Source organism: Antarctobacter heliothermus (assembly GCF_900188425.1).
GTDB classification, from domain to species: domain Bacteria; phylum Pseudomonadota; class Alphaproteobacteria; order Rhodobacterales; family Rhodobacteraceae; genus Antarctobacter; species Antarctobacter heliothermus.
This window is the reverse complement of sequence record NZ_FZON01000012.1, coordinates 43,084-69,326: the sequence shown is the minus strand read 5'-3', so window position 1 is coordinate 69,326 and position 26,243 is coordinate 43,084. Positions and strand designations below refer to the sequence as shown.

At 61.5% G+C, this 26,243-nt stretch carries 23 protein-coding genes; 12 read left to right on the top strand and 11 right to left on the bottom strand.

Annotated features, from left to right (window positions below):
- Position 1: 1 nt before the first annotated feature.
- From CHB90_RS08605 to CHB90_RS08580, 6 genes are all read right to left on the bottom strand, one after another.
- Positions 2-1,255, bottom strand: coding sequence for a sarcosine oxidase subunit beta family protein (locus CHB90_RS08605; RefSeq protein WP_089277459.1), 1,254 nt, complete (start codon positions 1,253-1,255; stop codon positions 2-4).
- Positions 1,256-1,364: 109 nt separating this feature from the next.
- Positions 1,365-1,925 carry a TadE/TadG family type IV pilus assembly protein gene (locus tag CHB90_RS08600; RefSeq protein ID WP_245823200.1) on the bottom strand — a complete coding sequence of 187 codons (561 nt, stop codon included), beginning with the start codon at positions 1,923-1,925 and terminating at the stop codon, positions 1,365-1,367.
- Positions 1,926-1,930: 5 nt separating this feature from the next.
- Positions 1,931-2,467 carry a TadE/TadG family type IV pilus assembly protein gene (locus tag CHB90_RS08595; protein WP_089277458.1) on the bottom strand — a complete coding sequence of 179 codons (537 nt, stop codon included), beginning with the start codon at positions 2,465-2,467 and terminating at the stop codon, positions 1,931-1,933.
- Positions 2,464-4,383: a TadE/TadG family type IV pilus assembly protein gene (locus CHB90_RS08590; protein ID WP_170941013.1), complete on the bottom strand. Its 1,920-nt coding sequence runs from the start codon at positions 4,381-4,383 to the stop codon at positions 2,464-2,466. Before CHB90_RS08590 ends, CHB90_RS08595 begins: the two co-directional genes overlap by 4 nt.
- Before the next feature lie 168 nt (positions 4,384-4,551).
- Positions 4,552-6,459 carry a TadE/TadG family type IV pilus assembly protein gene (locus tag CHB90_RS08585; RefSeq protein ID WP_170941012.1) on the bottom strand — a complete coding sequence of 636 codons (1,908 nt, stop codon included), beginning with the start codon at positions 6,457-6,459 and terminating at the stop codon, positions 4,552-4,554.
- Between the two features lie 218 nt (positions 6,460-6,677).
- Positions 6,678-8,132: a Glu/Leu/Phe/Val family dehydrogenase gene (locus tag CHB90_RS08580; RefSeq protein ID WP_089277455.1), complete on the bottom strand. Its 1,455-nt coding sequence runs from the start codon at positions 8,130-8,132 to the stop codon at positions 6,678-6,680.
- 350 nt (positions 8,133-8,482) lie between these two features.
- Between CHB90_RS08580 and CHB90_RS08575 the strand changes: the two genes are divergently transcribed.
- The 3 genes from CHB90_RS08575 to CHB90_RS08565 are packed head-to-tail and all read left to right on the top strand — an operon-like array spanning position 8,483 to position 11,220.
- Entirely contained in the window at positions 8,483-10,126 is a 1,644-nt protein-coding gene (locus tag CHB90_RS08575; RefSeq protein ID WP_089277454.1) for a TadE/TadG family type IV pilus assembly protein, read from the top strand.
- Positions 10,123-10,656 (top strand): TadE/TadG family type IV pilus assembly protein, encoded by a 534-nt coding sequence (locus CHB90_RS08570; RefSeq protein WP_089277453.1) that lies wholly within the window; start codon positions 10,123-10,125, stop codon positions 10,654-10,656. Before CHB90_RS08575 ends, CHB90_RS08570 begins: the two co-directional genes overlap by 4 nt.
- A 12-nt stretch (positions 10,657-10,668) precedes the next feature.
- Positions 10,669-11,220 (top strand): TadE/TadG family type IV pilus assembly protein, encoded by a 552-nt coding sequence (locus CHB90_RS08565; RefSeq protein ID WP_089277452.1) that lies wholly within the window; start codon positions 10,669-10,671, stop codon positions 11,218-11,220.
- 94 nt (positions 11,221-11,314) lie between these two features.
- Here CHB90_RS08565 and CHB90_RS26510 read toward each other — a convergent pair whose 3' ends face one another.
- Both CHB90_RS26510 and CHB90_RS08555 read right to left on the bottom strand, forming a co-directional pair.
- Positions 11,315-11,794: a hypothetical protein gene (locus tag CHB90_RS26510; protein WP_089277451.1), complete on the bottom strand. Its 480-nt coding sequence runs from the start codon at positions 11,792-11,794 to the stop codon at positions 11,315-11,317.
- 94 nt (positions 11,795-11,888) lie between these two features.
- Positions 11,889-12,842, bottom strand: a complete 954-nt coding sequence (locus CHB90_RS08555; protein ID WP_089277450.1) for an NAD(P)-dependent oxidoreductase — start codon at positions 12,840-12,842, stop codon at positions 11,889-11,891.
- A 105-nt stretch (positions 12,843-12,947) separates the two neighbouring features.
- Between CHB90_RS08555 and CHB90_RS08550 the strand changes: the two genes are divergently transcribed.
- Positions 12,948-14,114 (top strand): 4Fe-4S double cluster binding domain-containing protein, encoded by a 1,167-nt coding sequence (locus CHB90_RS08550; protein ID WP_089277449.1) that lies wholly within the window; start codon positions 12,948-12,950, stop codon positions 14,112-14,114.
- Positions 14,114-14,569 carry a methylated-DNA--[protein]-cysteine S-methyltransferase gene (locus tag CHB90_RS08545; RefSeq protein ID WP_089277503.1) on the top strand — a complete coding sequence of 152 codons (456 nt, stop codon included), beginning with the start codon at positions 14,114-14,116 and terminating at the stop codon, positions 14,567-14,569. The genes CHB90_RS08550 and CHB90_RS08545 overlap by 1 nt, the downstream gene beginning before the upstream one ends.
- A 122-nt stretch (positions 14,570-14,691) precedes the next feature.
- Here the strand turns inward: CHB90_RS08545 and CHB90_RS08540 are convergent, their stop codons facing one another.
- The gene (locus tag CHB90_RS08540; protein WP_089277448.1) at positions 14,692-15,525 is read right to left on the bottom strand and encodes a prephenate dehydratase; all 834 of its coding nucleotides are present in this window, start codon (positions 15,523-15,525) and stop codon (positions 14,692-14,694) included.
- Positions 15,526-15,649: 124 nt separating this feature from the next.
- On the opposite strand from CHB90_RS08540, the gene CHB90_RS08535 reads away from it, so the two are divergent.
- The 5 genes from CHB90_RS08535 to CHB90_RS08515 all read left to right on the top strand — a co-directional run bounded on the left by CHB90_RS08535 (position 15,650) and on the right by CHB90_RS08515 (position 22,205).
- Complete coding sequence (locus tag CHB90_RS08535) at positions 15,650-16,162, top strand: c-type cytochrome (RefSeq protein ID WP_089277447.1); 513 nt, start codon at positions 15,650-15,652, stop codon at positions 16,160-16,162.
- Between the two features lie 232 nt (positions 16,163-16,394).
- Complete coding sequence (locus CHB90_RS08530) at positions 16,395-18,338, top strand: extracellular solute-binding protein (protein ID WP_089277446.1); 1,944 nt, start codon at positions 16,395-16,397, stop codon at positions 18,336-18,338.
- 1 nt (position 18,339) lies between these two features.
- Positions 18,340-19,428: a microcin C ABC transporter permease YejB gene (locus tag CHB90_RS08525; protein WP_089277445.1), complete on the top strand. Its 1,089-nt coding sequence runs from the start codon at positions 18,340-18,342 to the stop codon at positions 19,426-19,428.
- A gap of 3 nt (positions 19,429-19,431) precedes the next feature.
- On the top strand, positions 19,432-20,619 hold the full coding sequence (locus CHB90_RS08520; protein ID WP_089277444.1) for an ABC transporter permease: 1,188 nt from the start codon (positions 19,432-19,434) through the stop codon (positions 20,617-20,619).
- Complete coding sequence (locus CHB90_RS08515; RefSeq protein WP_089277443.1) at positions 20,616-22,205, top strand: ABC transporter ATP-binding protein; 1,590 nt, start codon at positions 20,616-20,618, stop codon at positions 22,203-22,205. The genes CHB90_RS08520 and CHB90_RS08515 overlap by 4 nt, the downstream gene beginning before the upstream one ends.
- A gap of 27 nt (positions 22,206-22,232) precedes the next feature.
- Here CHB90_RS08515 and hemN read toward each other — a convergent pair whose 3' ends face one another.
- Positions 22,233-23,588: an oxygen-independent coproporphyrinogen III oxidase gene (hemN, locus tag CHB90_RS08510; protein ID WP_089277442.1), complete on the bottom strand. Its 1,356-nt coding sequence runs from the start codon at positions 23,586-23,588 to the stop codon at positions 22,233-22,235.
- A gap of 63 nt (positions 23,589-23,651) precedes the next feature.
- Between hemN and fnrL the strand changes: the two genes are divergently transcribed.
- A complete protein-coding gene (gene fnrL, locus CHB90_RS08505) occupies positions 23,652-24,401 on the top strand; it encodes a transcriptional regulator FnrL (RefSeq protein WP_089277441.1) in 750 nt (249 codons plus the stop codon).
- Entirely contained in the window at positions 24,373-25,308 is a 936-nt protein-coding gene (locus CHB90_RS08500) for a PhzF family phenazine biosynthesis protein (protein ID WP_089277440.1), read from the top strand. The genes fnrL and CHB90_RS08500 overlap by 29 nt, the downstream gene beginning before the upstream one ends.
- A gap of 76 nt (positions 25,309-25,384) precedes the next feature.
- On the opposite strand, the gene CHB90_RS08495 is transcribed toward CHB90_RS08500, so the two are convergent.
- Positions 25,385-26,224, bottom strand: coding sequence for a universal stress protein (locus CHB90_RS08495; RefSeq protein ID WP_089277439.1), 840 nt, complete (start codon positions 26,222-26,224; stop codon positions 25,385-25,387).
- Positions 26,225-26,243: the final 19 nt, after the last annotated feature.

The window sequence follows — 26,243 nt, the reverse complement described above, 5'->3', positions numbered from 1 at the left end:
ATCAATGCAGGTTGTGTTGCGCGCCTGTTCCTTCTTCGTCCATCAGTCCCCGGCCGGTGGTGAACCGATCCAGCCGGAATTTCGCCGCCGGTTCGTGCGGGCGGTCCTGTGCGATCAGATGCGCAAAGGAAAAGCCCGACCCCGGCACAGCCTTGAAGCCGCCGTAACACCAGCCGCAATTGAGATAGAGCCCCTCAACCCCCGTCTTGTCGATGATGGGCGAGCCGTCTGACGACATGTCCATGATGCCGCCCCAGCTGCGCAGCACCCGCGCCTTGCCGATCACCGGCATCAGGGTCATCGCCGCCTCCATCACATGTTCGGCCATCGGCAGGTTGCCGCGCGCCGCGTAAGAGGCATAAAAATCCAGGTCGCCGCCAAACACCAGCCCGCCCTTGTCGGACTGGCTGATGTAGAAATGCCCCATGCCAAAGCTGATGACATTGTCGATGCAGGGCTTCAGCCCCTCGCTGACAAAGGCTTGCAGCACATGGCTTTCAATCGGCAGCCGCATCCCGGCCAGCGCCGCCACCTGCCCAGAGCGGCCCGCCACGACAATGCCGACCTTCTTGGCCCGGATCGCCCCGCGCGAGGTCTGCACACCGGTCACGCGACCGCCTTCGAGGTCGATGCCGGTCACTTCGCAATTCTGGATCAGGTCGACGCCGCGCTGGTCCGCGCCGCGCGCATAACCCCAGGCCACCGCATCGTGGCGCGCCGTGCCGCCGCGTCGCTGCAAAAGCCCGCCATAGATCGGAAAGCGGATGTTGTCATAATCCAGATAGGGCAGCATTTCGCGCACCTGCGCGCGGTCCAGCAGCTCTGCGTCGTCGCCCTGGTTGCGCATCGCATTGCCGCGCCGGGCAAAGGCATCGCGCTGGCCGTCCGAATGGCACAGGTTGATGATGCCGCGCTGGCTCATCATGGTGTTGAAATTCAGCTCCTGTTCCATCCCCTCCCACAGCTTGAGAGAGTGGGAATAGAATTCGGAATTGCCGGGCAGCCCATAGTTGGCGCGCACGATGGTGGTGTTGCGACCGACGTTGCCGCCGCCCAGATAGCCCTTTTCCAACACGGCGATATTGGTCAGCCCGTGCTCCTTGGCCAAATAGAACGCCGTGGCCAGCCCGTGCCCGCCGCCGCCGATGATGACGATGTCATACTCGGGCTTTGGCGCGGGATCGCGCCAATGCGGCCGCCAGCCGCGATTACCTGTGAGCCCTTCGGCAAGAACTCTGAGACCGGAAAAGCGCATCGCCCCCTCCAAGTGAACCGGGGGCCAGAAAAGCAGGCCCGCCGCCCGGGATCAATTCCCCATAGCGACAGGCCATGACGTTTTTGTGCCTTAGCGACAATGTTGCGCTTTAGCTGTCGCTCCAGACGATCTTGGGCGCGAAACGCGGGCGGGTAAAGCCGTAGTTGTAGAACAAACCGGCCCCCGTCAGCCCCGGGATCGCAAAGGGTGGCGAATAATTGGTTTCCGTTTCGACCACGATCACACGTTCATTGTGCAGCATTGTGGGCAGTTTGTCGTGCATCTGGGACAGTTGCGCGCTCTGGAGTTCCCCCAGACCGCCCCGGGTCCTCGACCATTCGGACTCGTAGCTGGACGTGGTGCCGTTGTAGCGCACCAGCGTGACCCGCAACGAGGACTCGCCGCCCGGTCGCACGAGGAAGTCCAGCAATTCGACCATCCCGTCCAGATAGGTGCCGTCGATCGGGTCCGTCTCGCGCGAGATCGCGTCAGAGATCGTGTAGGCCGCCTTGACGTTCAGCGCCTTGTAGCGAAACGCGTCGTGCAGCGAAAAGGTGGCCGCCAGCAGGAACAGGATGAAAGGCAACCAGATCAGGCTTTCGATGGCGATGTTGCCACGGGTGTCACTGGCAAAGCGGCGTAGGTGGGTTTGGATCTTGGGAAATGTCATGGCGCTTACCTCGGTTCCTGGACAAAGGCGGACGTGACGACAATCTGGGCATAGCCCTGCGCGTCCTTGTTCAATGCCAGACCAAAGGAGGTGGTCGGCATGGCGGGCTTGTATTTCAGGCAGGCGCGGACCAGCATCAGCTGGTTGTCCAGTCCCGCCACGAAACTGCGCAGCGGGCGCGGCTCTTCCTCGGCGTTCTTGCAGTCGGCACCGGGCGGAATGGCGGCAAAGTTGCGCGGATCGACCTCCAGCATTTCGAGACGAAGGTTTTCTGCACAGCCATCCACGATGACCGCCTCGTCGCAGATCTTTTGTCGCACTTCCTCATAGGTCGGGATATCGCCGGTGTTGAGGCGGATTTCCCGGGTCGCGAGGTCGACCCCCCGTTCCAGCAGCGCGTGGCGCAGGTTCATGTACCCCATTTCAACCGCAGCCGCGAGAATGAAGAAAAAGATCGTAAAGTAGACGGCGAATTCGATTGTCGCTGTCCCGTCTTCTTCACGGCGGAACCTGTTCAGGCACGTTTTCAGGCGATTTGTCATTGGATCAGCCTCAGGTTGTTGATCTGGCGGGCGATGGTGTCAAACGTGTCGTCGATCTCGTCACCGTAGACGTGGAAGAAGTGGCTGGCCGAAGAGGCGCACTGCCGCATGTCGTCGGCGGCGGAACTGCTGGTCTCGAAGGCGATGGTAAAGACGGTCACGCCATTTGCCTTGGCCAGGTTGCACTGCTTTTGCAGGTTGGTGACGTTGGTCGATTGCGGTGTCAGGGTGTAATAGCTGTCGCCGCCCTGAACCTGCAGTTCGGTCTCACCGTTGAACGGGTCATCCGGATCGTTGGGTCGGAATTGGTCGGTAGTCTGACCGTCTGTCATCAGCACGATGTATTTTTCGGTCTCCGGATCATGCCAGTCAATCGGACGCCCTTCGAACCGCGGGGCCACCAGACCGTTGGCGATAAGGTGGCTGACCTCGTCCCGGTTGTTCGGGTCCAGCAGGGCAAGACCGTACTTCATGCCGTATTGCGTACCGGTGCCGTCATGCATCCGCATGTCTGCGATGAAGGCGTTCAGGGCAAACTCGTCGTCGGAGAAATACTGGATTGCGGTGTCTTCACCCGGGCACCAGCCCCAGTCCATCACGTCTTCGGCAATCGGCCAGAACATGAAGTGCGGAACATAGTCATCCGACTGCGGCATCTCGGTTGTGTCGAACTCAGTGTTGTAGATCTCGATGCAGGATCCGGGCATGTTGACGTTGATCGGCTCCGCCGCTTCTTCCTCAGCCGTGTCCGTTGCAGGATCGGGAGAAACCTCGGGGTTGGGCGACACATAGCTGGACTCCCAAGCGGTGTAGTCGATGCTGCCGTAGCTGTATGTATTGCCGGGGATCTTGCCATTATTCTTGGTCGGCCCAAGGTCCGAGGTCGCCCCGTTCGAGTTGCCTTTGACCTGGAAGTAGCGGTTCTTTTCCTTGCCGCCCTTGATCGAAACACCAAGGAATTGCTCCGGATCGTGCAGATCGCTGTCCTGCGCCATCAGATAGGCCACTGCCCCCTTGAAGAAGTCGTCCGCATCGCGCGGGGCATTCTCGGGGAAGTCCTCGATCTTGTGGGCGACATCATAGATATCGTCGCTATCAATGTCGAAATAGACCACGACGTTCGAAATCGCCTGCGGCCAAGCTGAGAAAAAGCCGCCTGTCACCGGTGCAGCCGTGCCATCGGAACAGGACGGATCGGCCAGTCCTTCGTCATAGTTTTCGGCATTGTTGTTGCACAGCGACCCGCCGGGGGCATCCTGATCGCCGTTGCCCCAGCCGTTGTTGCCTTTGATCTTCGGGCGTTCACCGCGGAAATAATCAAAGAGAATGTCGCCCGGGTTCACCTGCCCTGCAAAGGGGACAAGGTTAAGGGTGGTCACGCCTTCGGTCTGATCGGTCATCACCTTGCTGACAAAGGCCTGAGCCGCCGGCTTCAGCTTTGTCATGCGATCATTATACCGCATGGACCCGGAAATATCGAGAACGAGGCTGATTTCCACGTTCGAGATCTTTTCCTCGGCCACGCTGACGGCGGGCGGGGTCAATTCGTCATATCCGCTCATCTTCAGGAAAAAGGTCGGGATTGTCGTCTTGCCCCATGCCTTCACCGTGCGATGGTTGAAACCATAGGTGATTTCGGACCCGGACAGAACGTGATCCATTCCGGCCTTGGTCATGTAGTCGGCAACCACTGCATCAGATGTCTGCACCTGATCCAGATCGGCCGCCGCCAGAACGGCGCGGTCCATGTTGGTCTGAAGAACAGCCCGTGTTGCCTCAAACCGCATGATGTCCACCGCTGCCCCGGATATGACGAGGATCAAAAGGGCCATCATGACTGAGAATATGGTGATGTTTCCGTCTTCCCGGGTCCGGAAGCGCACCAGCTTCGACCTTAGCATTTTGCGGCTGTTCATGTTTGCACTCCCATCGGAAAAGACCATTCTGGTGAGAGTAAGTGTTGCTTAAGAAATGGGCCGTATTTGCGGCAAATTCCGGCAGGACTCGGGACTTATTCAAGATTTGCGATGAATTAACATACCCTTTAGAATAGTTAACGCACGGTAAACCGAAGGGCGCGCAAGTCATTGGATCAGCCTCAGATTATTGATCTGACGCGCGATGCTGTCAAAAGCATCGACAATTTCCCCGCCATGCACATGAAAGAAATGGCTGTCGGAAGAGGCGCAGAGCCGCATTTCCTCGGCCGCCTGAGCCGTGGTCTCAAAGGCGATGGTAAAGACGGTAACCCCCTGCGTGCGGGCCAACTCGCACTGTTGGTAAAGATGATCGAGGTTGGCGGCCCGCGCGGTACGGACGTTGTAGTTTGCCGCGCCCTGGTCCAGCAGTTCGACCTCGCCGTTGATCGGTGCGTCGGGGTCGTTGGGGCGGAACTGGTCCGTCACCTGCCCGTCCGTCATCATCACGATGTATTTCTCTGTCTCGGGGTCGTTCCAATCTATCGGACGCCCCTCAAAGCGGCTTTCGATCAGGCCCGCGTCGATCAGGTGGCTGACCGCGTCGCGGGTTGTGGGGTCCAGCAGGGCCAATGCGTATTTCATGCCGAACTGCGCGCCCGTGCCGTCGTGCATCCGGATGTCGTCGATGAACTGCGTCAGGCTGGTGACGTCGTCCGAGTAATACTGGATGGCCATTTGTTCGCTCGGGCACCACCCCCAGTCCATCACCGATTGGTCGATCGCCCAATGGTGAAAGATCGGAACATATTCGTCCGACAGCGGCAGGCTGGAGTTGGCAAATTCGAACCCGTCGATTTCGACGCAGGAGCCGGGCATGTTGACGTTGACCTCTGGCCCGATCTCATCGGCTTCGGGACCGGCATAGGCGGCTTCCCACAGGAGATAGTCGACCTGGTTGTAGGAATAGGTGTTGCCGGGGATCTTGCCCTTGTTCTTGGTCGGGCCAAGGTCAGAGGTGGCGCCGTTCAGGTTGCCCTTGACCTGGAAATAACGGTTCTTCTCATTGCCGCCCTTGATCGAAACACCCAGGAATTGCGCCGGGTCGGAGAGATCGCTGTCCTGCGCCATCAGGTAGGCCACCGCCCCCTTGAAAAAGTCATCCGCATCGCGCGGGGCGTCCTCGGGGAAATCCTCGATCTTGTGGGCGACATCATAGATGTCGTCGCCATTGGTGTCGAAATAGACCACCACGTTGGAAATCGCCTGTGGCCAGGGTGAGAAAAAGCCCCCCGCCACCGGCCCGTCCGTGCCATCCGCGCACGACGGATCGGCCAGTCCTTCGTCGTAGTTTTCGGCGTTGTTGTTGCACAGCGATCCGCCGGGCGCGTCCTGATCGCCGTTGCCCCAGCCGTTGTTGCCTTTGACCTTTGGCCGTTTGCCCAGGAAATAGTCGAACATGATGTCGCCCGGGTTCACCTGCCCGGCAAAGGGGATCAGGTTCAGGGTCGTGACACTTTCGGTGCCGCCGGACATGACCTTTTCCACAAAGGCCTTGGCGGCCGGCTTGAGGTTGTCCATCCGCTCGTCGTAGCGCATCGATCCCGACACATCGAGGACAAGGCTGATCTCGACGTTGGCGATCCGTTCCTCGGCGGTGGCCAGCGCGTTGGCCGGCAGCATGTCGCGCCCCGACAACCGCAGGAAAATCGTCGACAGGCTGGAGGCGGCATCGGCGCTGACGGTGCGCTCGTTCAGGCCAAGGGTGACATCGACCCCGGTGACATAGCTGTCCAGTCCGGCCTTGGCGACGTAGTCGCCCACCACTGTGGCGGGCGTCTGCATCTGGTCCAGGTCCGCTGCGGCCAGAACCGCACGGTCCAGCGTGGTCTGCAGCCGGGCGCGAGACGCCTCTTGCCGCATCAGGTCGACCGACGCCCCCATGATGGTCAGCGAGAGCAGCACGATATAGACCGAATAGATCGTGATATTGCCGCCATCGTCCTTGCAGAAGCGCCCGATTGCGCTGGAGGCGCGCAGCAGCGCCGGGCGGGGGGAGAATGCAAATCGTGCCATGATGGGTCTCCGTTGATGCCGCCGGGATCGGTGTGCGGTACGGAGTCCGTTTTCGGGTAAGATTCGGTCAAGGCTCTGGTCAGGACTGCGGCGAAATTGCGGCGAAAGCCGAGGATTTTTGACAAACTCGCGCCGCATCCCCCCCTGCCGCATCCCCCTGCCGCAAACGAAAAGGGCGACCCTCCCGGGCCGCCCTCTTTACCAAATCCGCACCAGCGTCAGAGCCCCTTGGCGCGATAGCTCGCCGCGACACGGCCAATCGCCACGATAAAGGCGGCGGTGCGCAGGTCGGTCACGTCGGGCCTGCTGTGCCAGACCTCGCGCATCGACTGGTAGGCAATCCGCATGGTGTCATCGAGGCCCGAGCGCACCAGCTCCAGCTCACCCGCGCCGCGCAGATACTTGGACTTGAAGTCCGGCGACATGGACCACGCATCACCCAGATAACGGTCCAGCCGCTCCAGCTCACGCACGATCAGCTCATGCCGGGACTCTTCCTGGCGGCGCTGCATCCGGCCAAACCGAATGTGGCTGAGGTTCTTGACCCATTCGAAATAGGACACCGTCACACCGCCCGCGTTGGCATACATGTCAGGCACGATCACCGTGCCCTTTTCGCGCAGGATGTCGTCGGCCCCCGCCGTGATCGGCCCGTTGGCGGCCTCGATGATCATCGCGGCCTTGATCCGGTGGGCATTGCCCAGGTTGATCACCCCCTCCAGCGCCGCCGGAATGAGAATGTCACACTCTTCCTCCAGCACGGCCGCCCCTTCGGCGGTGTGGTTGGCATCGGGATACCCCGTCACGCCGCCGTGCTTGGCGATCCACTGATGCACCGCCTCGACGTTCAGGCCCGCCGGGTTGAACAGCGCGCCGTCGCGTTCGATGATGCCGATGACCCGCGCGCCGTCCTCTTCCTGCAGGAACTTGGCCGCGTGGTAGCCCACGTTGCCGAGGCCCTGAACAATCACCGTCTTGCCGTCCAGATCGCCGTCCAGACCCGCCTTGGCCTTGTCCTCGGGGTGGCGAAAGAACTCTTTCAACGCGTATTGCACGCCGCGCCCCGTCGCCTCTGTCCGACCCTGAATACCGCCGGCATTGGTGGGTTTGCCGGTCACGCAGGCATTGCCGTTGATGTCGGTGGTGTTCATGCGCCGGTACTGATCGGCGATCCAGGCCATCTCACGCTCACTGGTGCCCATGTCGGGCGCCGGCACGTTCTGCGACGGGTTGATCAGGTCACGCTTGATCAGCTCATAGGCAAAGCGGCGGGTGATCTGCTCCATCTCGTGTTCATCATACTGGCGCGGATCAACGCACAAGCCGCCCTTGGAGCCGCCAAACGGCGTCTCCACCAGCGCGCACTTATACGTCATCAGCGCGGCCAGCGCCTCAACCTCGTCCTGATTGACCGAGGTGGCAAAGCGGATGCCGCCCTTGACCGGCTCCATATGTTCGGAATGCACAGACCGATACCCGGTAAAGGTCTGGATCTTGCCGCGCAGGCGCACGCCAAAGCGCACCGTATAGGTGGCGTTGCAGACGCGGATCTTTTCCTCCAGCCCCGGGGGCAGGTCCATCAGCGCCACGGCGCGGTTGTACATGAGATCGACGGACTGACGAAACGTCGGCTCGTTCAACGGCACGACGGGCCGGGATTTTGCGATGGACATGGGTTTCCTTCCTTTCCATTGCGCGCGCGGGCTATCCGCCCTGCGCCTGTGGTTCCTCTTGACGGGAACCCGCAAAACCAAGCCTAGCCCGGCCCCTGCCACATCCCAACCCTGCTTTTGCCCGAATCGTGCCCGGACAGAGGAACAGCCGGATTGGCACCGGATTAGCCCTGAAACCTGAAACAAATCCTTCGATTCACCGGGAACTGTGCCGCCGCCGACACCTGAAACAAGGCATTCCTACGTTCGATTGCCCAAGTTTGGCCATTTTGAAATGGCATAAAATTGTCATCAAACTGAACCGGTCGCGGCATGGGGGTGCTGGGCGACCCGGTTGAAAAGGTGCCAAAATGTTGAAATCGACCACCAGTCTGACCGGCTTCATTACCAGCCGCCTCGCGTTCACATCGCGCCTTCGCGCGTTTGCCGCAGATACCTCCGGGAACATGTCCTACATCGCCATCATAGGCTCGTTGGTCATGATGGTCTTTGGCGGGGTCGGCATCGACATGATGCACGCCGAGCTGAAGCGCATCAAAGTGCAGAACACGCTGGACCGCGCCGTGCTGGCCGCCGCCAACATCGAAAACGCCATCGCCCCGCAACAGGTGGTCGAAGAGTATTTTGCCGCCATGGGGCTGGGCGATGCGCTGACCTCGATCGACGTCGAGCAGAGCATGACCGCCAAACGCGTGTCCGCCGTCGGTCAATCCGCGATCTCATCCGACTTCATGTCGCTGATCGGGGTCGACACACTCGACGCCTTCGGACGCGCCACCGCCGAACACGCCACCGCCAACATCGAGATTTCCATGGTGCTCGACGTGTCCGGCTCGATGGGCTGGAACAGCAAGATCGTCAACATGCGCAGCGCCGCGCGCAGCTTTGTCGACATCATGATGCCCCCGGACAGCCAGGCGCTGACCACGATTTCGATCGTGCCCTACAACGCAACCGTGAATCTGGGCGCCACGACGGCCAGCTATTTCACACTGGACGACCTGCATGATTATTCGAACTGCGTGACCTTCGACCAGTCCGACTTTGATCAGGCGGCGATCTCGCCTAGCGAGGAACTGACCCGCCTTGCCCATTTCGATCTGAATTCGACCAATACAAACGCCACACAGATCGCCAGCCCGTGGTGCCGCACCGGCGACACCAGCGCCGTCATGGCGCACAGGTCTGATCCGGCGACGCTCAAGGCCCACATCGACTCGTTGAACGCAGGCGGCAACACCGCCATTGACCTGGGGATGAAATGGGGGGCTGCCCTGCTTGACCCCGCCGCACGCCCGGCGATCACCGCCATGTCCGATGACGGGCTGGTGGATGCAAGTTTCGCCGCGCGTCCGGCGTCCTACGCGGACCCGGAGACATCGAAATATGTGGTCATCATGACCGACGGCGAAAACACCACGCAATACGACCTGAAACCGCATCATAAATACGGGTATTCGGATGTCTGGATCGACGAGCGCGGCAACGGCGATCCGTCCGACGACCGCTTCTCTTTGCGGGTGGTCGACAACTCTGGCAGCGACAACGACACCTATTTCTGGCAGCGCTATGAGGGGTATTCGCAGAGCTATCGCTATCGCGGATCGCCTGACGGGGGGTCCAACGCCCGCCGCATGACCAACGCCGAGCTGTTTGCCCGCTTTGGCACCCGCGCCGTGGGCAGCAAGATGTACCAGCGCCCCTACTACGATGGCTATGTGTCCTACGGCACCTACAGTGACATCTACTACGCCTATGAGGCCACCGTCGGTGCGGACCCGGCCGACAACCGCCTCGAAAGCATCTGCGACGCAGCCAAGGCACAGGGTGTCGTGGTCTTCGCCATCGGCTTTGAGGCACCGTCAAGGGGGCTGGACGCCATGCGCAACTGCGCCTCCTCCCCGGCCCACTTTTTTGACGTCAACGGAACCGATCTCGAAGAAACCTTTGCCTCCATCGCCAACACAATCACCCAACTGAGGTTGACCCAATGACCCGCGCCTTCCTTTCCCCCCTGCGCCGCTTCTGGGCCGACGAGGCCGGCAATGCGGTTGTCCCCTACGCGCTCTGGCTGCCGTTGTTCATCGGCCTGATCGTCTCGACCGTCGAAATCGGCACGATCACCGTCCGCCACACCCAGCTTGAGCGCGCACTGGACCAGACCGTGCGTGAGGTCAAGATCGGCGTGACCGCCCCCACCCATGACGCGCTCAAGGCGGCGATCTGCGACAAGACCACCGTGCTGCAGAACTGCAACGCCATGCTGCACCTCGAGATGATCCCGCTGAACATGCGCAACTACGCCGAACCGCCGGCCACCGCCGATTGTGTCGACGTCAGCCAGGACGCAACGCCGCAACGCGCCTTCAGCCATGGCAGCGGCGGGCAGCTGATGTTCCTGCGCGCCTGTTTCAAGTTCCGCCCCGCCACCCCGGCGGCCACGCTGAACGCCAGCCTGCCCAAGGACGACCAAGGCTATACCGCCATCGTGTCGACCTCTGCCTTTGTCTACGAACCCAGCTGAGGAGATCCAGCCATGCGCCTTCCTTCGTTCCTCCAGCGTTTCGCCTCTGACACCCGCGGTTTCGTCAACGTCGAGGCGGTCATCGTCTTCCCCGCGCTGCTCTTTCTGTTCGGCGTCGGCTGGACCTACTTCGACGCCTTCCGCCAGCAGGCCGTCAACCAAAAGGCCAACTACGTGATCGGCGACATGATCTCACGCGAGACGGCGGCGATCACCCCGGACTATCTCACCAACGCCCAGGGCCTGCTGCGCCACCTGACCAAGACCAGCGGCGCCGATAGCGACCTGCGCGTCACGGTGGTCCAGTACAGCGACAGCCACGGCGGCTGGAACGTGGTGTGGTCGAACGAACGCGGCGACAAACCGGTGCTCAACACCGGCGACCTGGCCATCTACGCCGACAAACTGCCCTCGGGCACCAATGGCGACCAGCTGATCATGGTGGAAACCTGGGACGCCTACAATCCGGCGCTCAGTGTCGGCCTCGATGCCTTTGAGATCCGCACCTACAGCTTTACCCGCCCGCGCTATGCGCCGCAGGTTGTGTTCGATCAATCGGCCTGACCCGGCCCGAACGCCAAACAAAAAGGGCTGCGGCATCGACCGCAGCCCTTTTTCGTTGGACAAAACCCAAGCCCGACACCGCAGGCAATCGCTCCTAACCGTTGTCCCGGTTATGCAGCAGATGGATCATGACGTCGGCCACCGGGCGCGTCTGCGACCCGGCGGTCACACCGCCCACGGCCACCCGCCGCCCCAACCGCCACCACAGGCCCGGCCGCCACGCACGCGGCCCCGGTTCCTTGAGGATCACCAGAAACCCGTTCGACGGTTTCATCGCGAACATGCCCCGGTCCACCTTGGCGACATTCTCCAGCCGCGCCACAACCGTGCCGTCGCTGTCGGTCAGCGCCTCTTCGGTCAGGATCAGCACATGGCCGGTCGACTGCCACATCAACTGCGCCAGAACCAACCCGACGATGCCCAGCGCCACCAACACGGCCTTCCAGCCCAGCGCCATCTCCGGCGTGCTGAGCGCCACATAAACCACCAGCGCCCCCAGCCCCATCATCGAGCCTACACCGATCACCCGCCGCGAGGCCGAGGCCGTGATCCGTGCCAGTTCTTCCTGTGCCATGTCTCTTCCCCGCTTTTGCGCTCACCCCTCCTACTGGGCGCATCGCACAGGGGAAAGCCCCGGCGCGCTCCGCTGCACCGGATTTTTGGCGGCGCTACACAGCCTCCCGGCGCACAACCACCTCGGCCCCGCGCGCGGGCGGCTCATCGTCGACCAGTTCCTGCGGGAACCCCGGCGCGCGCACCGACAGGCCGGTGGCCTCTTCCAGCCGCTCGATCATCCGGTCGGACTGCGCCTGCGCGCCGAACCGCGCCTGCCCGTCCTTGATCATCGAAATCACCAGCGGCGACAGCTCCAGAGGCACGCCATGCGCATCGGCCAGCGACTGAAACAGGCCCACGTCCTTCATCACCAGATCCAGCGCAAAATCCACGTCGCGGCTGCCCGACAGGATCAACTGGCTTTCCGTCTCATGCACAAACGACGTGCCAGAGGACACCCGGATCGCCTCATAGGTCGTGGCCATGTCCAGCCCGGCGGCCTGCATGGTGGTCAGCGCCTCGCACAGCGTCAGAAGGTTGGCGGTGGCCAGATAGTTGGTCATCACCTTCAGCTTGGACGCGGTGCCAACCGCCCCGGTGTGCAACACCTGCCGCCCCAGAATCGTCAACAGCGGCAGGATCGCCTCGAATGTCGCGCGCGGCGCGCCGCAAAACACAGAGATATTGCCCGTCGCCGCCCGGTGACAGCCGCCCGACACCGGTGCCTCGACCGCGATGGCCCCCTTGGCCGCCACCCGCGCCGCCTGTTCCTGAATCACCTCCGGGTCGGTGGTCGACATCTCGACCCATGTCTTGCCCGGTCCCATTTCCGGCAACATCTGCAACAGCACCGCCTCTGACGCCGCGGGGCTGGGTAGCGACGTAATGACAATGTCGCAGGCCGCCATGACATCCGCCGCCGATGTGCCAGCCTCTGCGCCCGCCTGCACAAAATCGGCCATCTTGGCCGCGTCCAGATCAAAGACCCGCAGCGCCACGCCATTGCGTTGCAGGTTGCCCGCCAGTTTGGCGCCGACCGCGCCCAATCCAATAAATCCCGTGGCCATACTGCCCTCCTGTTTGCGCCCAACCTTCGGCGCGGGCGCGCCGGGGTCAATCCCGATAGCGACATGTTTCTTGTGCCCAGCGTCGCCCGCGCCTAGCGTCGCCGCATGACATGGCCCGCCAACAGCGCAAAACGCACCGAGGACGCTGCCGCTGGCATCGAGGTCAGCGAAGAGTTTGAGCCCTTCGCCCAGCGTGACGACATCTTCAGCCGCGCCATGTGGGATGACACCGTCCGCTCCCCGCGCACCGACGCGTTTTTCGCCTCCTACAGGATCGAGGCCGCCCCCCGGCGCGGCGATGGCTTTACCCAGCGCGATTTTGCCCTGCGCAACGCCGCGTGGCTGATTTCCGACATCATGACCGACCGCCACGCCGCCCAAGGCCGACGTGAGGGGTTTCAGGCCACGCTCAGCGCCGATACCCCCGTCTCCCCCGATCGCGTCCCCGTCGATGACCCGGCCCGCATGGCGGCAGAGGTCAAACGGACCGCGCGGTTCTTTGGCGCGCAGCTTTGCGGGATCACCGATTTTGACCGCCGCTGGCTGTACTCCGCCCGCGTCGACACCCGCGACATGTCCGATGCTCCGCATGATCTGCCAGAGGGTCTGACCAACGTCATCGTGCTGGGCCATGAAATGGACGCCGATCTGGTCGCCACCTACCCCTCGGCGCTGGCGGGGGCGGCGACCGGCAAGGCCTACAGCCATGAGGCGGCGGTGGTGCTGCAACTGGCCGCCTATATCCGCAACCTTGGCTATCAGGCGGTGGCCTCTATGAATGATACCGCGCTGGTCATTCCCTACGCGGTCAAGGCGGGGCTTGGCGAATACGCCCGCAACCAGTTGGTCATCACGCCGCAACTGGGCCCGCGCCTGCGGTTCTCCAAGATCTTCACCGATCTGCCCCTGTCCCATGATGTCCCCAAACCCTTGGGCGTGGCCGCATTCTGCGACATCTGCACCAAATGCGCCGATGCCTGCCCGGTTGCGGCGCTGCCATTCGGGCCGCCCTCTACCGACCGCCCCAACCGCTCGGCCATCAAGGGCGTGCGCAAATGGACCTCGGACGCGGAAAAATGTTTTGGCTTCTGGGCGAAACTTGCCTCGGACTGCGCCATTTGCCTGCGGGTCTGCCCGTTCAATCGGGACTACACCCGCTGGACCGCGCGGGTCTGGCGGCGGCTGGCCCTGTCGCGGTTCCGCCGTGTCGCGCTCTGGCTGTCGCGGGACCACGGCGCACGGGTCAAACCGCAAAACTGGTGGGCCGGCTGATGCCCCGTTTGTGCGTGGCCACGCCCACCGGCCCGTTCGAGATCACCGAAACGAATGGCCAGATCACCCGCGCCACATGGATCGCCAGCGACGCGGCGGACGACACACCGCTGTTGCGCCGCGCCGCGTCCCAGGTGGCCGCCTATTTCAACGGCACGCTGACCGACTTCGACCTGCCTCTGGCGGTCGAGACCAGCGAGTTTCAGCAACAGGTTTGCGCCCGGATCGCCGCCATCCCCTTTGGAGACACCACAACTTATGGTGAGATCGCCAAGGCGCTGGGTGCCCCTGCGCAGGCCGTGGGACGCGGCTGTGGCGGCAATCCCATTCCGCTGCTCATCCCCTGCCACCGGGTGCTGGGCTCTGCCGGGCTGGGCGGGTTTTCCGGCGGCACAGGGGTCGAGACAAAGGTCTGGTTGCTCCGCCACGAAGGCGCGGGCGGCCTGCTGATCTAAAGAGCGCAGCTTCGCCCTCCACAGCGGCCAAAGGTTAAGCGGACGTAAAAACGCCTCTGTAACCCATTGATTTTTCACGGCCGCAATTCTGTCCACGCGTGGACACGCCTAGGCCCGGTGCCTTAATCCCGCCGAGGATCACGCGGATAAACGCCCAGAATTTCCAGCATATCGGTGAAATAATCCAGCTCTTCCAACGCACGCTGAACGCCCGGATCATCAGGATGCCCCTCGATATCCGCATAGAACTGCGTCGCCGTGAACGACCCGCCCACCATGTAGCTTTCCAGCTTGGTCATGTTGACCCCATTGGTGGCAAAGCCCCCCATCGCCTTATACAGAGCCGCCGGAATGTTGCGGACCTGAAAGACAAAAGTCGTGATCATCCGCGCGCTGCCCCGCCGCGACGTGTCCGGATCGGGGGCCATCAACAGGAATCGCGTGGTGTTGTGGGCGTGGTCCTCGATATGACGCGCCAGAATGTGCAGCCCATAGATCTCCGCCGCCAGATCAGAGGCCAGAACGCCCTCATCACGCGCCTCGGCCCGCGCCAGATCCGCCGCGGCCCCGGCACTGTCGGGGGCCGCCACGCCCTGAATGGCGTATTTCGTCAGAAAGCTCTGCGCCTGCGGCAGCAACACCGGATGCGCCCGCACCCGCGCCAGCTCTTCGACCTGAACGCCGGGCAGAGCCATCAGACTGATATGCACCCGCACAAACGCCTCACCCACGATGCGCAGACCACTTTCGGGCAACAAGCGGTGAATGTCGGCCACCCGACCATAAGTCGAATTCTCGACCGGCAGCATCGCCAGATCGGCCTGTCCACCACGCACCGCCGCGATGACGTCCTCAAAGGACCGGCAAGGCAACACTTCGGCACCCGGACGGGCCTCTGTGCAAGCCTGATGGGAATAGGCGCCCAGCTCTCCCTGGAAGGCAATCCGCTGTGTCATTTCCGGCCCCTCGTCACACGGCCCGCACAAGCGGGCGATTGGTCGCGCCTTCTACCGCTTGCCCAGAGGGATGGAAAGCAATAGATACGCGCCCGACACCGACATAAAACAAGCAGGGCTTCCCATGTTCGATACCATGACCTTTACCAAGATCGTCGGCGGCGTCTGCGGCGCCTTGCTGATCTTCCTGATGGGCAAATGGGCCGCAGAGGGCCTGTATCACACGGGCGGCGGCCACGGCGACGAAGAGCACGCCGCAGGGTTTGCGATTCTGGTCGAAGAGGCGGAACCCGTCGAAGAGGTCGAGGTGGACTTTGCCTCGCTCATGGCCGCAGCCGATGCCGACAAGGGCGAACGCGTCTGGAGCAAGTGCCGCGCCTGCCACAAGCTGGATGGCAGCAACGCAACCGGCCCGCATCTTGACGGGGTTGTGGCACGCAACGTGGGCTCGGTCGATGGCTTTAACTACTCGGGCAAACTGAGCGAAGTTGCAGACGTCTGGTCGCCGGAAAACCTCTTTGCCTTCCTCGAAAACCCCAGAGGCTTTGCCCCCGGCACCACAATGGGCTTTGCCGGGCTGAACAAGGCCGAGGATCGCGTGAACCTGATCGCCTATCTCCAAACCACCGGCGGCTGACTACGACTCCGTGATCCATCGCTGGCCAGATATTGGGGCCGTCCGGTTCGGACGGCCCTTTTTTCATGCCTGATCCGGGCGCAGACCCTGTGTTCGGCGTCTTCGTGCCGTTGACGTTTCCGTAATCTCGACTTGAATGTGGTCTCGCGGAAAACTTAGCTTAGAACTAAGCAGGATTACCGCCAAATTGCCGGGCAGACCCGCCGGTTGACAGGTTGACAGGGAGATGACGATGACGATCCAGGCCAAACGTCCTCAAGACCGCAGCGCTGCGCGAACGCGCCCCGCCGTGGACATGCGTCTCATGGCGACCGGAACGCTTGCCATCGGACTTGCGCTCTGGGGGGCAGCATCCCTGGCGCAGGACGGCGACGACAACGTCACCACCGCACATGGCTATTCCTACTTCGGCAATCTCGACTACCCGACGGATTACAGCCACTTTGATTTCGTCAACCCCGACGCGCCCAAGGGCGGCAAACTGGTGCTTGGGGCAACCGGCACCTTTGACAGCCTCAACCCCTATTCGCGCAAGGGGCGCCCCGGTGCCCTGACAACCCTGCAGTACGACCAATTGATTGAATCGACAGAGGATTCGGTCGGACAGTACTACTGCATCCTGTGCGAAAGCATCGAATACCCCGAAAGCCGCGACTGGGTGATCTTTCACATGCGTGAGGACGCGACGTTTTGGGATGGCTCCCCGGTCACGGCAGAGGACGTGATCTATTCCCACAAGTTGTTCGTCACGCAGGGCCTGCCGTCCTATGCACAGGCCGTCGGACGCATGATCGACAGCGTCGAGGCGCTGGACACCTACACGGTGAAATTCACCTTCAACTCTGAACTCACCAAACGGTCGCGGATCGAAACCGTGGGTTCTACCCCGGTTTTTTCCAAGGCATGGTTCGAGGCGGATCTGGAAAACCGCAGGTTGGATGAGCCACGGCTGGAAGTTGCGATGGGGTCCGGGCCGTACAAGCTGGACAGCTTTGAGGTGAACCGCCGCATCGTTTACAAACGGAACCCGGATTATTGGGGCAAGGACCGGCCCTACAACATTGGCCGCCATAACTACGACACCATCCAGGTCGAGTATTTCGCGGATCAGACTGCGTCGTTTGAGGCGTTCAAGGCGGGCGCTTACACTTTCAAGATTGAAAGCGACCCCAAGCAGTGGGCCACGGCCTACGATTTTCCCAAGGCCAAGCAGGGCATTGTAAAACTGGAGGAAATTCCAGACGGCAGCCCGCCGAACCCCACCGGCTTTGTCTTTAACCTTGCCAAGCCGCAGTTCGCGGACAAACGTGTGCGTGAGGCGATTGCTCTGGCTTTCAACTTTGAATGGTCAAACGAGTCGTTGCTGCACGGGCTCTACACCTCCCGCAGTTCCTTTGTCGAAGGCACCCATGTCGAGGCCAAGGCAAAGCCCGCAGGCGCGGAACTGGCGTTCCTGGAATCCTTGGGTGATGTTGTCCCCGAAGAACTGCTGGCCGAAGACGTCTGGACCATGCATGTCTCTGATCCCTCTGACAGTCTTCCGTCGCGCCGCACACGGCGAGAGGCGATGGGACTGCTGCAAGAGGCAGGCTGGACCGTGGGACAGGACGGACTGGCCCGCAACGACAAGGGTGAGACGCTCAAGGTCAACATGTTGATCCCGTCGAACATCGAATCCTCCGTCGAGGGGATGCACGACATATTTGTGCAGAACCTGCGCCAGATCGGCGTGGACGCCAGTTTTGAAAAGGTTGATCCGTCGCAGTATACGCTGCGCCGCCGCGAACGAGACTATGACATGCTGTATTCCACCCGCTACGGCAGTTTTCTGTCGACCGGCGGCGGTCTGACCCAGATGTACGGGTCAGAAGAGGCTGCCTTTAGCCTGTTCAATCCCGCCGGGCTGGCCAGCCCACTGGTGGACGCGATCATCGACGCCAGCTTTGTCGCCGAAAGTCAGGATGACACCGACGTGGCGCTGATGGCGCTGGACCGTGCCCTGCGGTATGAGTTTTTCGTGATCCCCACGGGCTATATCGCGGACAGCTGGGTGGCCTATTTCGACATGTACGAACATCCCGAGACGATCCCGCCCTACGACCTGGGCTACCTGAGCTTCTGGTGGGTGAATCCCGAAAAGGCAGCTGCGCTCAAGGCGGAAGGTCACCTGGACTGACATGGGAGCCTATATTCTCCGCCGACTCCTGCTCATCATCCCCACCTTGTTGGGGATCATGATCATCAACTTTGTGCTGGTGCAGTTTGTCCCCGGCGGCCCGATTGAACAGATCATCGCCCAGATAGAGGGTCAGGGCGATGTGTTCGGCGGTTTCGCCGGCGCGTCAGAGACGCCAGAGGCCGGCGCGATGGGCGGGGGCAACGATACCTATGCCGGTGCGCGCGGCCTGCCGCCCGAGTTCATCGCCGATCTCGAACGCCAGTTCGGATTCGACAAACCGCCGCTGGAACGGTTCCTGAACATGATGTGGAACTACATGCGGCTGGATTTCGGAGAGAGTTATTTCCGCTCCATCGGCGTGATTGATCTGGTGCTTGAAAAGATGCCGGTGTCGATCTCGCTGGGCCTGTGGTCGACACTGATCGCCTATCTGGTGTCGATCCCGCTGGGCATCCGCAAGGCGGTCAAGGATGGCACCAGCTTTGACACATGGACCAGCGGCGTAATCATCGTGGCCTACGCCATCCCCGGCTTTCTTTTTGCCATTCTGCTGCTGGTGCTCTTTGCCGGTGGCTCTTATTGGCAGATCTTTCCGATCCGGGGGCTGACCTCTGACAACTGGGCAGAGATGAACATCTTCATGAAGGTGGTCGATTATTTCTGGCACATTGCCTTGCCGATCTTTGCCTCGACCATTTCGGCCTTTGCCACGCTGACCCTGCTGACCAAGAACAGCTTTCTCGACGAGATCAAGAAACAGTACGTCATGACCGCCCGCGCCAAGGGCCTGTCGGAAAAGGGCGTGCTGTATGGCCACGTCTTCCGCAACGCGATGCTGATCGTGATTGCCGGTCTGCCGGGCGTCTTTATCGGCGTGTTCTTCGGCGGCTCGATCATCATCGAGACGATTTTCAGCCTCGACGGGCTGGGGCGTCTGGGGTTTGAGGCGGCGGTGGCGCGCGACTATCCGGTGATCTTTGGCACCCTGTTCATCACGTCGATGATAGGCCTTGTCGTCGGTCTGCTCTCGGACCTCATGTATGTCGTCGTTGATCCACGCATCGACTTTGAAAAGCGGGAGGGTTGATTGATGGTTACCAATCCTCAACCTGAGACGACGCCCAAGCCGACCCCCGGCTTTGCCGTGCCGCCAGAGCCAAAGAAGGGTTTCTTTACCCTCTCGCCACTCAACAAACGGCGCTGGAACAACTTCAAACGCAACCGCCGGGCGCTGTGGTCGTTGTGGATCTTCATGTTTCTCTTCGGTCTGTCGCTGTTTGCCGAGTTCCTCGCCAACGACAAACCCATCCTGGTCAACTATCGAGGCGACTATTACGCGCCGATCTTCAACTTTTATCCCGAAACAGACTTCGGCGGCGATTTCCGGACTGAGGCCGCGTATCGCGACCCTGAGGTACGCTGCCTGATTACAACCGGCGGGTTGGAACGCTGTTTCGACGACCCCGATGCCATGATCGAGGACGCCAGGGCCGGCACGCTGACCGACGACGGCTTCCAAAAGGGTTGGCTGCTCTGGCCGCCGATCCCCTACAGCTATGACACCCCGGTGGACCGTCCCGGTGCCGCCCCCCTGCCCCCCAACGACCAGAACTGGCTGGGCACGGATGACACAAAACGCGATGTGGTGGCGCGGGTGATCTATGGCTTTCGCCTGTCGATCATCTTCACCTTGATCGTGACGGTCTGCGCCTCTCTCATCGGCATCACCGCAGGCGCGCTACAAGGCTATTTCGGCGGCTGGCTGGACCTGATCTTTCAGCGCGTGATCGAGGTCTGGGGCGCGACGCCCTCGCTGTACATCATCATCATCCTGTTCGCGATCCTGGGGCGAAGTTTCTGGCTGCTGGTCTTACTGACAATCCTGTTTGGCTGGACCGCGCTGGTGGGCGTGGTGCGGGCAGAATTTCTGCGTGCGCGTAACCTTGAATACGTCCGCGCGGCCAAGGCGCTGGGAGTGTCGAACCTGACAATCATGTTCCGCCACATGTTGCCCAATGCCATGGTAGCGACCGTGACCTTCCTGCCCTTCATCGTGACCGGCACCATCAGCACGCTGGCGGGGCTCGACTTCCTCGGTTTCGGTCTGCCGTCTTCATCGCCCTCCTTGGGGGAAATGACGCTACAGGCGAAACAGAACCTGCAAGCGCCCTGGCTGGCCTTCACCTCTTTCGCGGTTTTCGCGATCATGCTGTCGCTGCTGGTCTTCATCTTTGAAGGGGTGCGCGACGCCTTTGACCCCAGGAAAACCTTCTCATGAGCGCATTGCTTCAGGTCCGCGACCTACAGGTTGGCTTTCGTCAGGACGGTGTCACCGTCCCTGCCGTCAAGGGCGTCAGTTTCGAGATCGAAAAGGGCGAAACCGTCGCGCTGGTGGGGGAATCCGGGTCAGGCAAGTCCGTCACAGCGCTGTCGACCGTGTCCCTACTGGGCGATTCCGCGCGAGTCCAGGGATCGGTGCTGTACAACGGGGTCGAGATGATCGGCGCGTCGGACAAGCGTCTGCGCGACGTCCGCGGCAACGACATCAGCTTTATCTTTCAAGAGCCGATGACCTCTCTCAACCCGCTTCACACGCTGGAAAAGCAGATCCGCGAGAGCCTTGAACTGCATCAGGGACTCAGCGGCGATACCGCCCGCACCCGCATCATCGAACTGCTGACCAAGGTCGGCATCCGCGACGCGGAAACACGGCTGGGTGCCTATCCGCACCAATTGTCGGGCGGGCAACGGCAGCGTGTCATGATCGCCATGGCGCTGGCCAACGGACCGGAACTGCTGATCGCGGATGAACCGACCACGGCGCTGGACGTGACCATTCAGGCGCAGATCCTTGACCTGCTGGCCGGCCTCAAGGACGACGAGGATATGAGCCTGCTGTTCATCACCCATGATCTGGGCATCGTGCGCAAAATCGCCGACCGAGTCTGCGTGATGAAGGACGGAGAGATCGTCGAACAGGGCAAGACGTCGGAAATCTTTGCCAACCCGCAGCACCCCTACACCCAGATGCTGTTGTCGGCGGAAAGCACCGGCACGCCGGACCCGGTGGATGAGGGCGCGGAACTGATCGCCAGCACCGACAACCTCAAGATCTGGTTCCCTATCCAGCGCGGGCTGATGAAACGCACGGTGGGCTACGTTAAGGCGGTCAACGATGCCTCGATCGCGGTGCGCGCCGGTGAGACCGTGGGGATCGTGGGCGAAAGCGGGTCAGGCAAGACAACCCTTGCGCTGGCGATCATGCGGTTGATCAGCTCTGAGGGCCAGATCACCTACCGGGGGCAGGACGTGAACGCCTGGTCCACCAAGCGGCTGCGCAAGCTGCGTTCGGAAATGCAGATCGTCTTTCAAGACCCGTTCGGCTCACTCAGCCCGCGTATGACCTGCGAACAGATCATCGCGGAAGGGCTGCAAGTGCATGGCGCGCCTGATGGTCGCTCGCACCGCGAACTGGTGGCCGAGGTCATGGTCGAGGTCGGTCTGGACCCGATGACCATGCACCGCTATCCGCATGAGTTTTCCGGCGGTCAGCGCCAGCGCATCGCCATTGCGCGCGCCATGGTGCTGCGGCCGCGGCTTCTGGTGCTGGATGAACCGACGTCGGCATTGGACATGACGGTACAGGTACAGATCGTGAACCTGCTGCGTGACCTGCAACGCAAGTACAATCTCGCCTATCTGTTCATTTCACACGACCTCAAGGTGGTGCGCGCGATGAGTCACAAGGTCATCGTGATGAAACAGGGTGATGTGGTGGAGTATGGCGCTGCGCAGGACATCTTTGACGCGCCTCAAACCGAATACACCCGCACTCTTTTGGCAGCCGCGCTCAACATCGCATAGGGCGGGGATTGCCCCCCCGCCCCCTGTTCAAATCGCGCTGGAATGCCCGGCCCGGCTAAGCTCATAGCCATCAAAGGCCCGCGCCACCATGCGGGTCAGTGGGCGCGCCGCTTCGGGGATGAAGAGCCCGTCCTCGGTGATCTCCATGATGTTCTCGAACGATGCGTTCGCGTCACGGAACATCCCGAACAGCGCCTCACGCGAAATGGGGAAATCGCGCAGGATCTCAGCCGCATTGACCCGGAAATCGCACATCAGCGCCTCGATCAACCGCGCGCGCAACTGATCCTCGCCCTTCAACTTATGCCCTCGGGCGGTCGAAAACTGCCCGTCGCGAATTGCTGCCACATGTTTGGACGTGGCGGACGCGTTCTGCGCAAACCCTTGCGGGAACTTTGAGATCGACGAGGCCCCTACCCCGATCAGATAGCCCGACGTGTCGTCGGTATAGCCCTGAAAGTTCCGCCGCAACCGACCTTCGCGATTTGCCACCGACAGCCCGTCTTCCTTGGTTGCAAAGTGGTCGATCCCGATTTCATCGTAACCATCCCAGACGAACAGCCGCCGCGCGGTTTCGAACAGCTCAAGCCGCTCTTGCGGCGTGGGCAGAGCCTCGGAGGGCAACAACTGCTGGCGTTTCGCCATCCATGGCACGTGCGCATAGCCATACAGCGCCACCCGGTCCGGGGCGAAACTCAGCAGTTTTTGCACCGTTTCGGTGATCCGCTCATTGGTTTGATAAGGCAGTCCAAACAGAATGTCGGCGTTCAGGCTGTGGACCCCGCGTGACCGGATCATCTCGACCGCATCGCGGGTAAGATCATAGCCTTGCTCACGCCCGATGGCCGCCTGAATCTGGGGATCGAAATCCTGAACCCCGATAGAGGCCCGGTTCATCCCGCTTTCGGCAAGCGCATCCAGCCGCGCCTCGTCGATTTCATTCGGGTCGATCTCGACCGAGAATTCATACCCTTCGGCAAAGTCGGCCACTTCGCGAATCGACGCCGACAGCCGCTTCATCAGATCGGGCGACAACAGCGTCGGTGTTCCCCCGCCCCAATGCAGTCGTGACAGTCGCACGCCCTGCGGCAAAACGTTGCGCAAGAGCGCAAGTTCCCGTTGCAGATCGCCGACATACGCCTCTACAGGACCCAAGGTGGCCGTTCCCTGTGTCCGACAGGCACAGAACCAACACAGTCTGCGGCAAAATGGAACATGCAAATACAGGGATATGTTACCATCTTCAGGAATGGAGCGGATCCAATCCTGATATTGTGAGGGTCCGACATCCCCATCAAAGTGGGGCGCTGTAGGATATGATGTGTATCGCGGCACTTTGGCATCGAAGAGGCCAAGCCGCGCGAGTTGTGTTCGCTTCGTCATGAATTTACGGTTAGGCTGCGCTCAATCGCCAAGCCTTGACGCAGATCAAAAAAGGCAACTCTGATGCTGAATGAACGTAGTTTTTCCATAGCGCCCGATTGCGCCGACTGCCCGATCCGCCACAGAGCGGTCTGCGCGCGATGTGAAAGCGACGAACTCGAAAGCCTTGAACAGATAAAGTACTACCGCAAATTCGAGGCAGGCCAATCGATTATCTGGGCAGGTGACCGGATGGATTTTGTCGGCTCTGTCGTTTCGGGTATCGCAACGCTCAGCCAGGCGATGGAAGACGGGCGCACCCAGATGGTGGGCCTGTTGCTGCCAAGCGATTTTGTCGGGCGTCCGGGGCGCAACATCGCGGCCTACGACGTCGTCGCGACCACTGATGTCGTCATGTGCTGTTTCCGGCGGTCACCATTCGAGGATCTGATGCACCGCACGCCGCATATTGCCCAGCGCCTGCTGGAGATGACGCTGGACGAACTGGATGCCGCACGCGAATGGATGCTGGTGCTGGGCCGCAAGACCGCGCGCGAAAAGATTGCCTCGCTGTTGTCGATCATCGCGCGCCGCGATGCCACGCTGAACATGCGCGGACCGGGCACGGGCAGCGTTGTTTTCAACCTTCCGCTGACGCGAGAGGCCATGGCCGATTACTTGGGTCTGACACTGGAAACGGTCAGCCGTCAGATTTCAGCCCTGCGCAAGGACGGGGTGATCGAACTGGAAGGCAAACGGCACGTCACGGTGCCGGACATGGCCCGCCTCATGGAAGAAGCGGGAGATGACGCGGACGGTGGAATGCTTGTCTGACAGGCTGCCTTTTGTCACCTGCGATGTGTTTACGGACACGGCGTTCGCGGGCAATCCGCTGGCCATTGTCGAAGACGCGGACAGGTTGAGCGACGCCGCGATGCAGATCATCGCGCGGGAATTCAACCTGTCAGAGACGATCTTTGTTCGGCGTCCTGTGGACCCGGCACATTCCGCCAGCGTGCGGATCTTTTTTCCGACCGCAGAGATCCCCTTTGCCGGTCATCCGACCATCGGCTGCGCCATTCATCTGGCGCTGAAATCCGCGCCCTTGGGCGACTTTGACACCGTGATCACGCTGGAAGAGGTCGCTGGGCTGGTTCCCGTGCGGGTCTGGCGCAAGGACGGCAGGGTTGCGGCAGAGTTTCGCGCGCCGGTCCTGCCGCATGCGGTCGAAACGGGCCAATTGCCGGATGATGCGGCCTTTGCCGCCGCTCTTGGCCTGTCAACGGCGCAAATCGGTTTTGACACGCACCGGCCCGGCCTTTGGCAGGGCGGACCGGCGTTTGCCTATGCGCCGGTGTGCGATCACGATGCGTTGACCGCTGCACGTCCAAACGGGGCCGCATGGGAGGCGCTGACCAAAGCCACCGGGGTGAACGCGCTTTATATCTACACCAAGGGGGACGGTGTCGATCTGTCCGCCCGCATGTTCGCCCCCGGCGATGGCATTCCCGAAGACCCGGCAACGGGATCGGCCTCTGCCATTCTTGCGGCACAGCTGTTGAACGCCGGAACCCTGGCCGAGGGGGAAACCTGCCTGAGCCTGCTTCAAGGGGCCGATATGGGCCGACCCAGTCGGATCGACCTGCGCATCGTGACCACGGGCGGTACGCTTCAGGCGGTTTATGTCAGCGGATCTGCGGTGCCGATCAGTGAGGGCCACATCTCACCGCCGACCGACTGAACCAAGACCATTTCACATCGACGACACAAGACGGCGCCCTGAAAGAGCGCCGTCTTATGATTGAGTGTGCCGAATTTCAGTGCGCCATGAAGACCGGTACGCCCGCCTGTTCCAGCATGTTGCGCGTTGCGCCGCCAAGGATGGCTTCGCGGAACCGCGAATGCCCGTAGGCCCCCATGACAACCATGTCTGCGTCCAGGTCCGACACATGCCGCAACAAAACATCCGAGACCCGTGGCAGCGTCTTGGCCAGAACGTCCACCTCGGTCTTGACCCCGTGACGTGCGAGGAATTCGGACACCATGCCCCCTGGATCGGATCTGTTCGGCCCGTGCTTCGGTGGATCGATCACAACAACATGGACATTTTCGGCTGCGGTCAGCAGCGGCATGGCGCAGCGCAGGGCGCGCAGCGCCTCGTTGCCCTCGTTCCAGCCAACGACCACGCGTTTGGGCCGAGCTTTGGGTTCCACGTTGTCAGGCACAACCATCACCGGCACCTGACCGTCAAACAGCGCGCCCTCAAGCACGGGCTCCAGTTCCACCCCTTTGCCGTCGCCATAGGGTTGCGGCAATACAACGAGGTCAGAGAACCGGGCGCGCGATGCAACGTGGCGACCGATGTCGGCCAGTTGCGCAACCCCGTGGTCCACGCCCCACACGGCATTGGTCCGTCCCAGTGCCTCGCGGACGTCGGCGGCCAACGCCTCGGACTCCTTGGTGGCACGAGTCAGCGTTTCCTGTAGAACCATCGCGTTGGCACCGGCATAGTAGTAGCCGGTCTGGGTTCGGTCGACGCCGAAACAAAGGGCAGTCAAATGTGCGTCGTAGGCTTCGGCCAGACTCGCCGCGTGCGAAATCGTGGAAGGTAGCAAATCAGTGTCCGATACCACGGTCAGGATGGATTTGAAGTACATGTGCGTCTCCGTCGGCTTC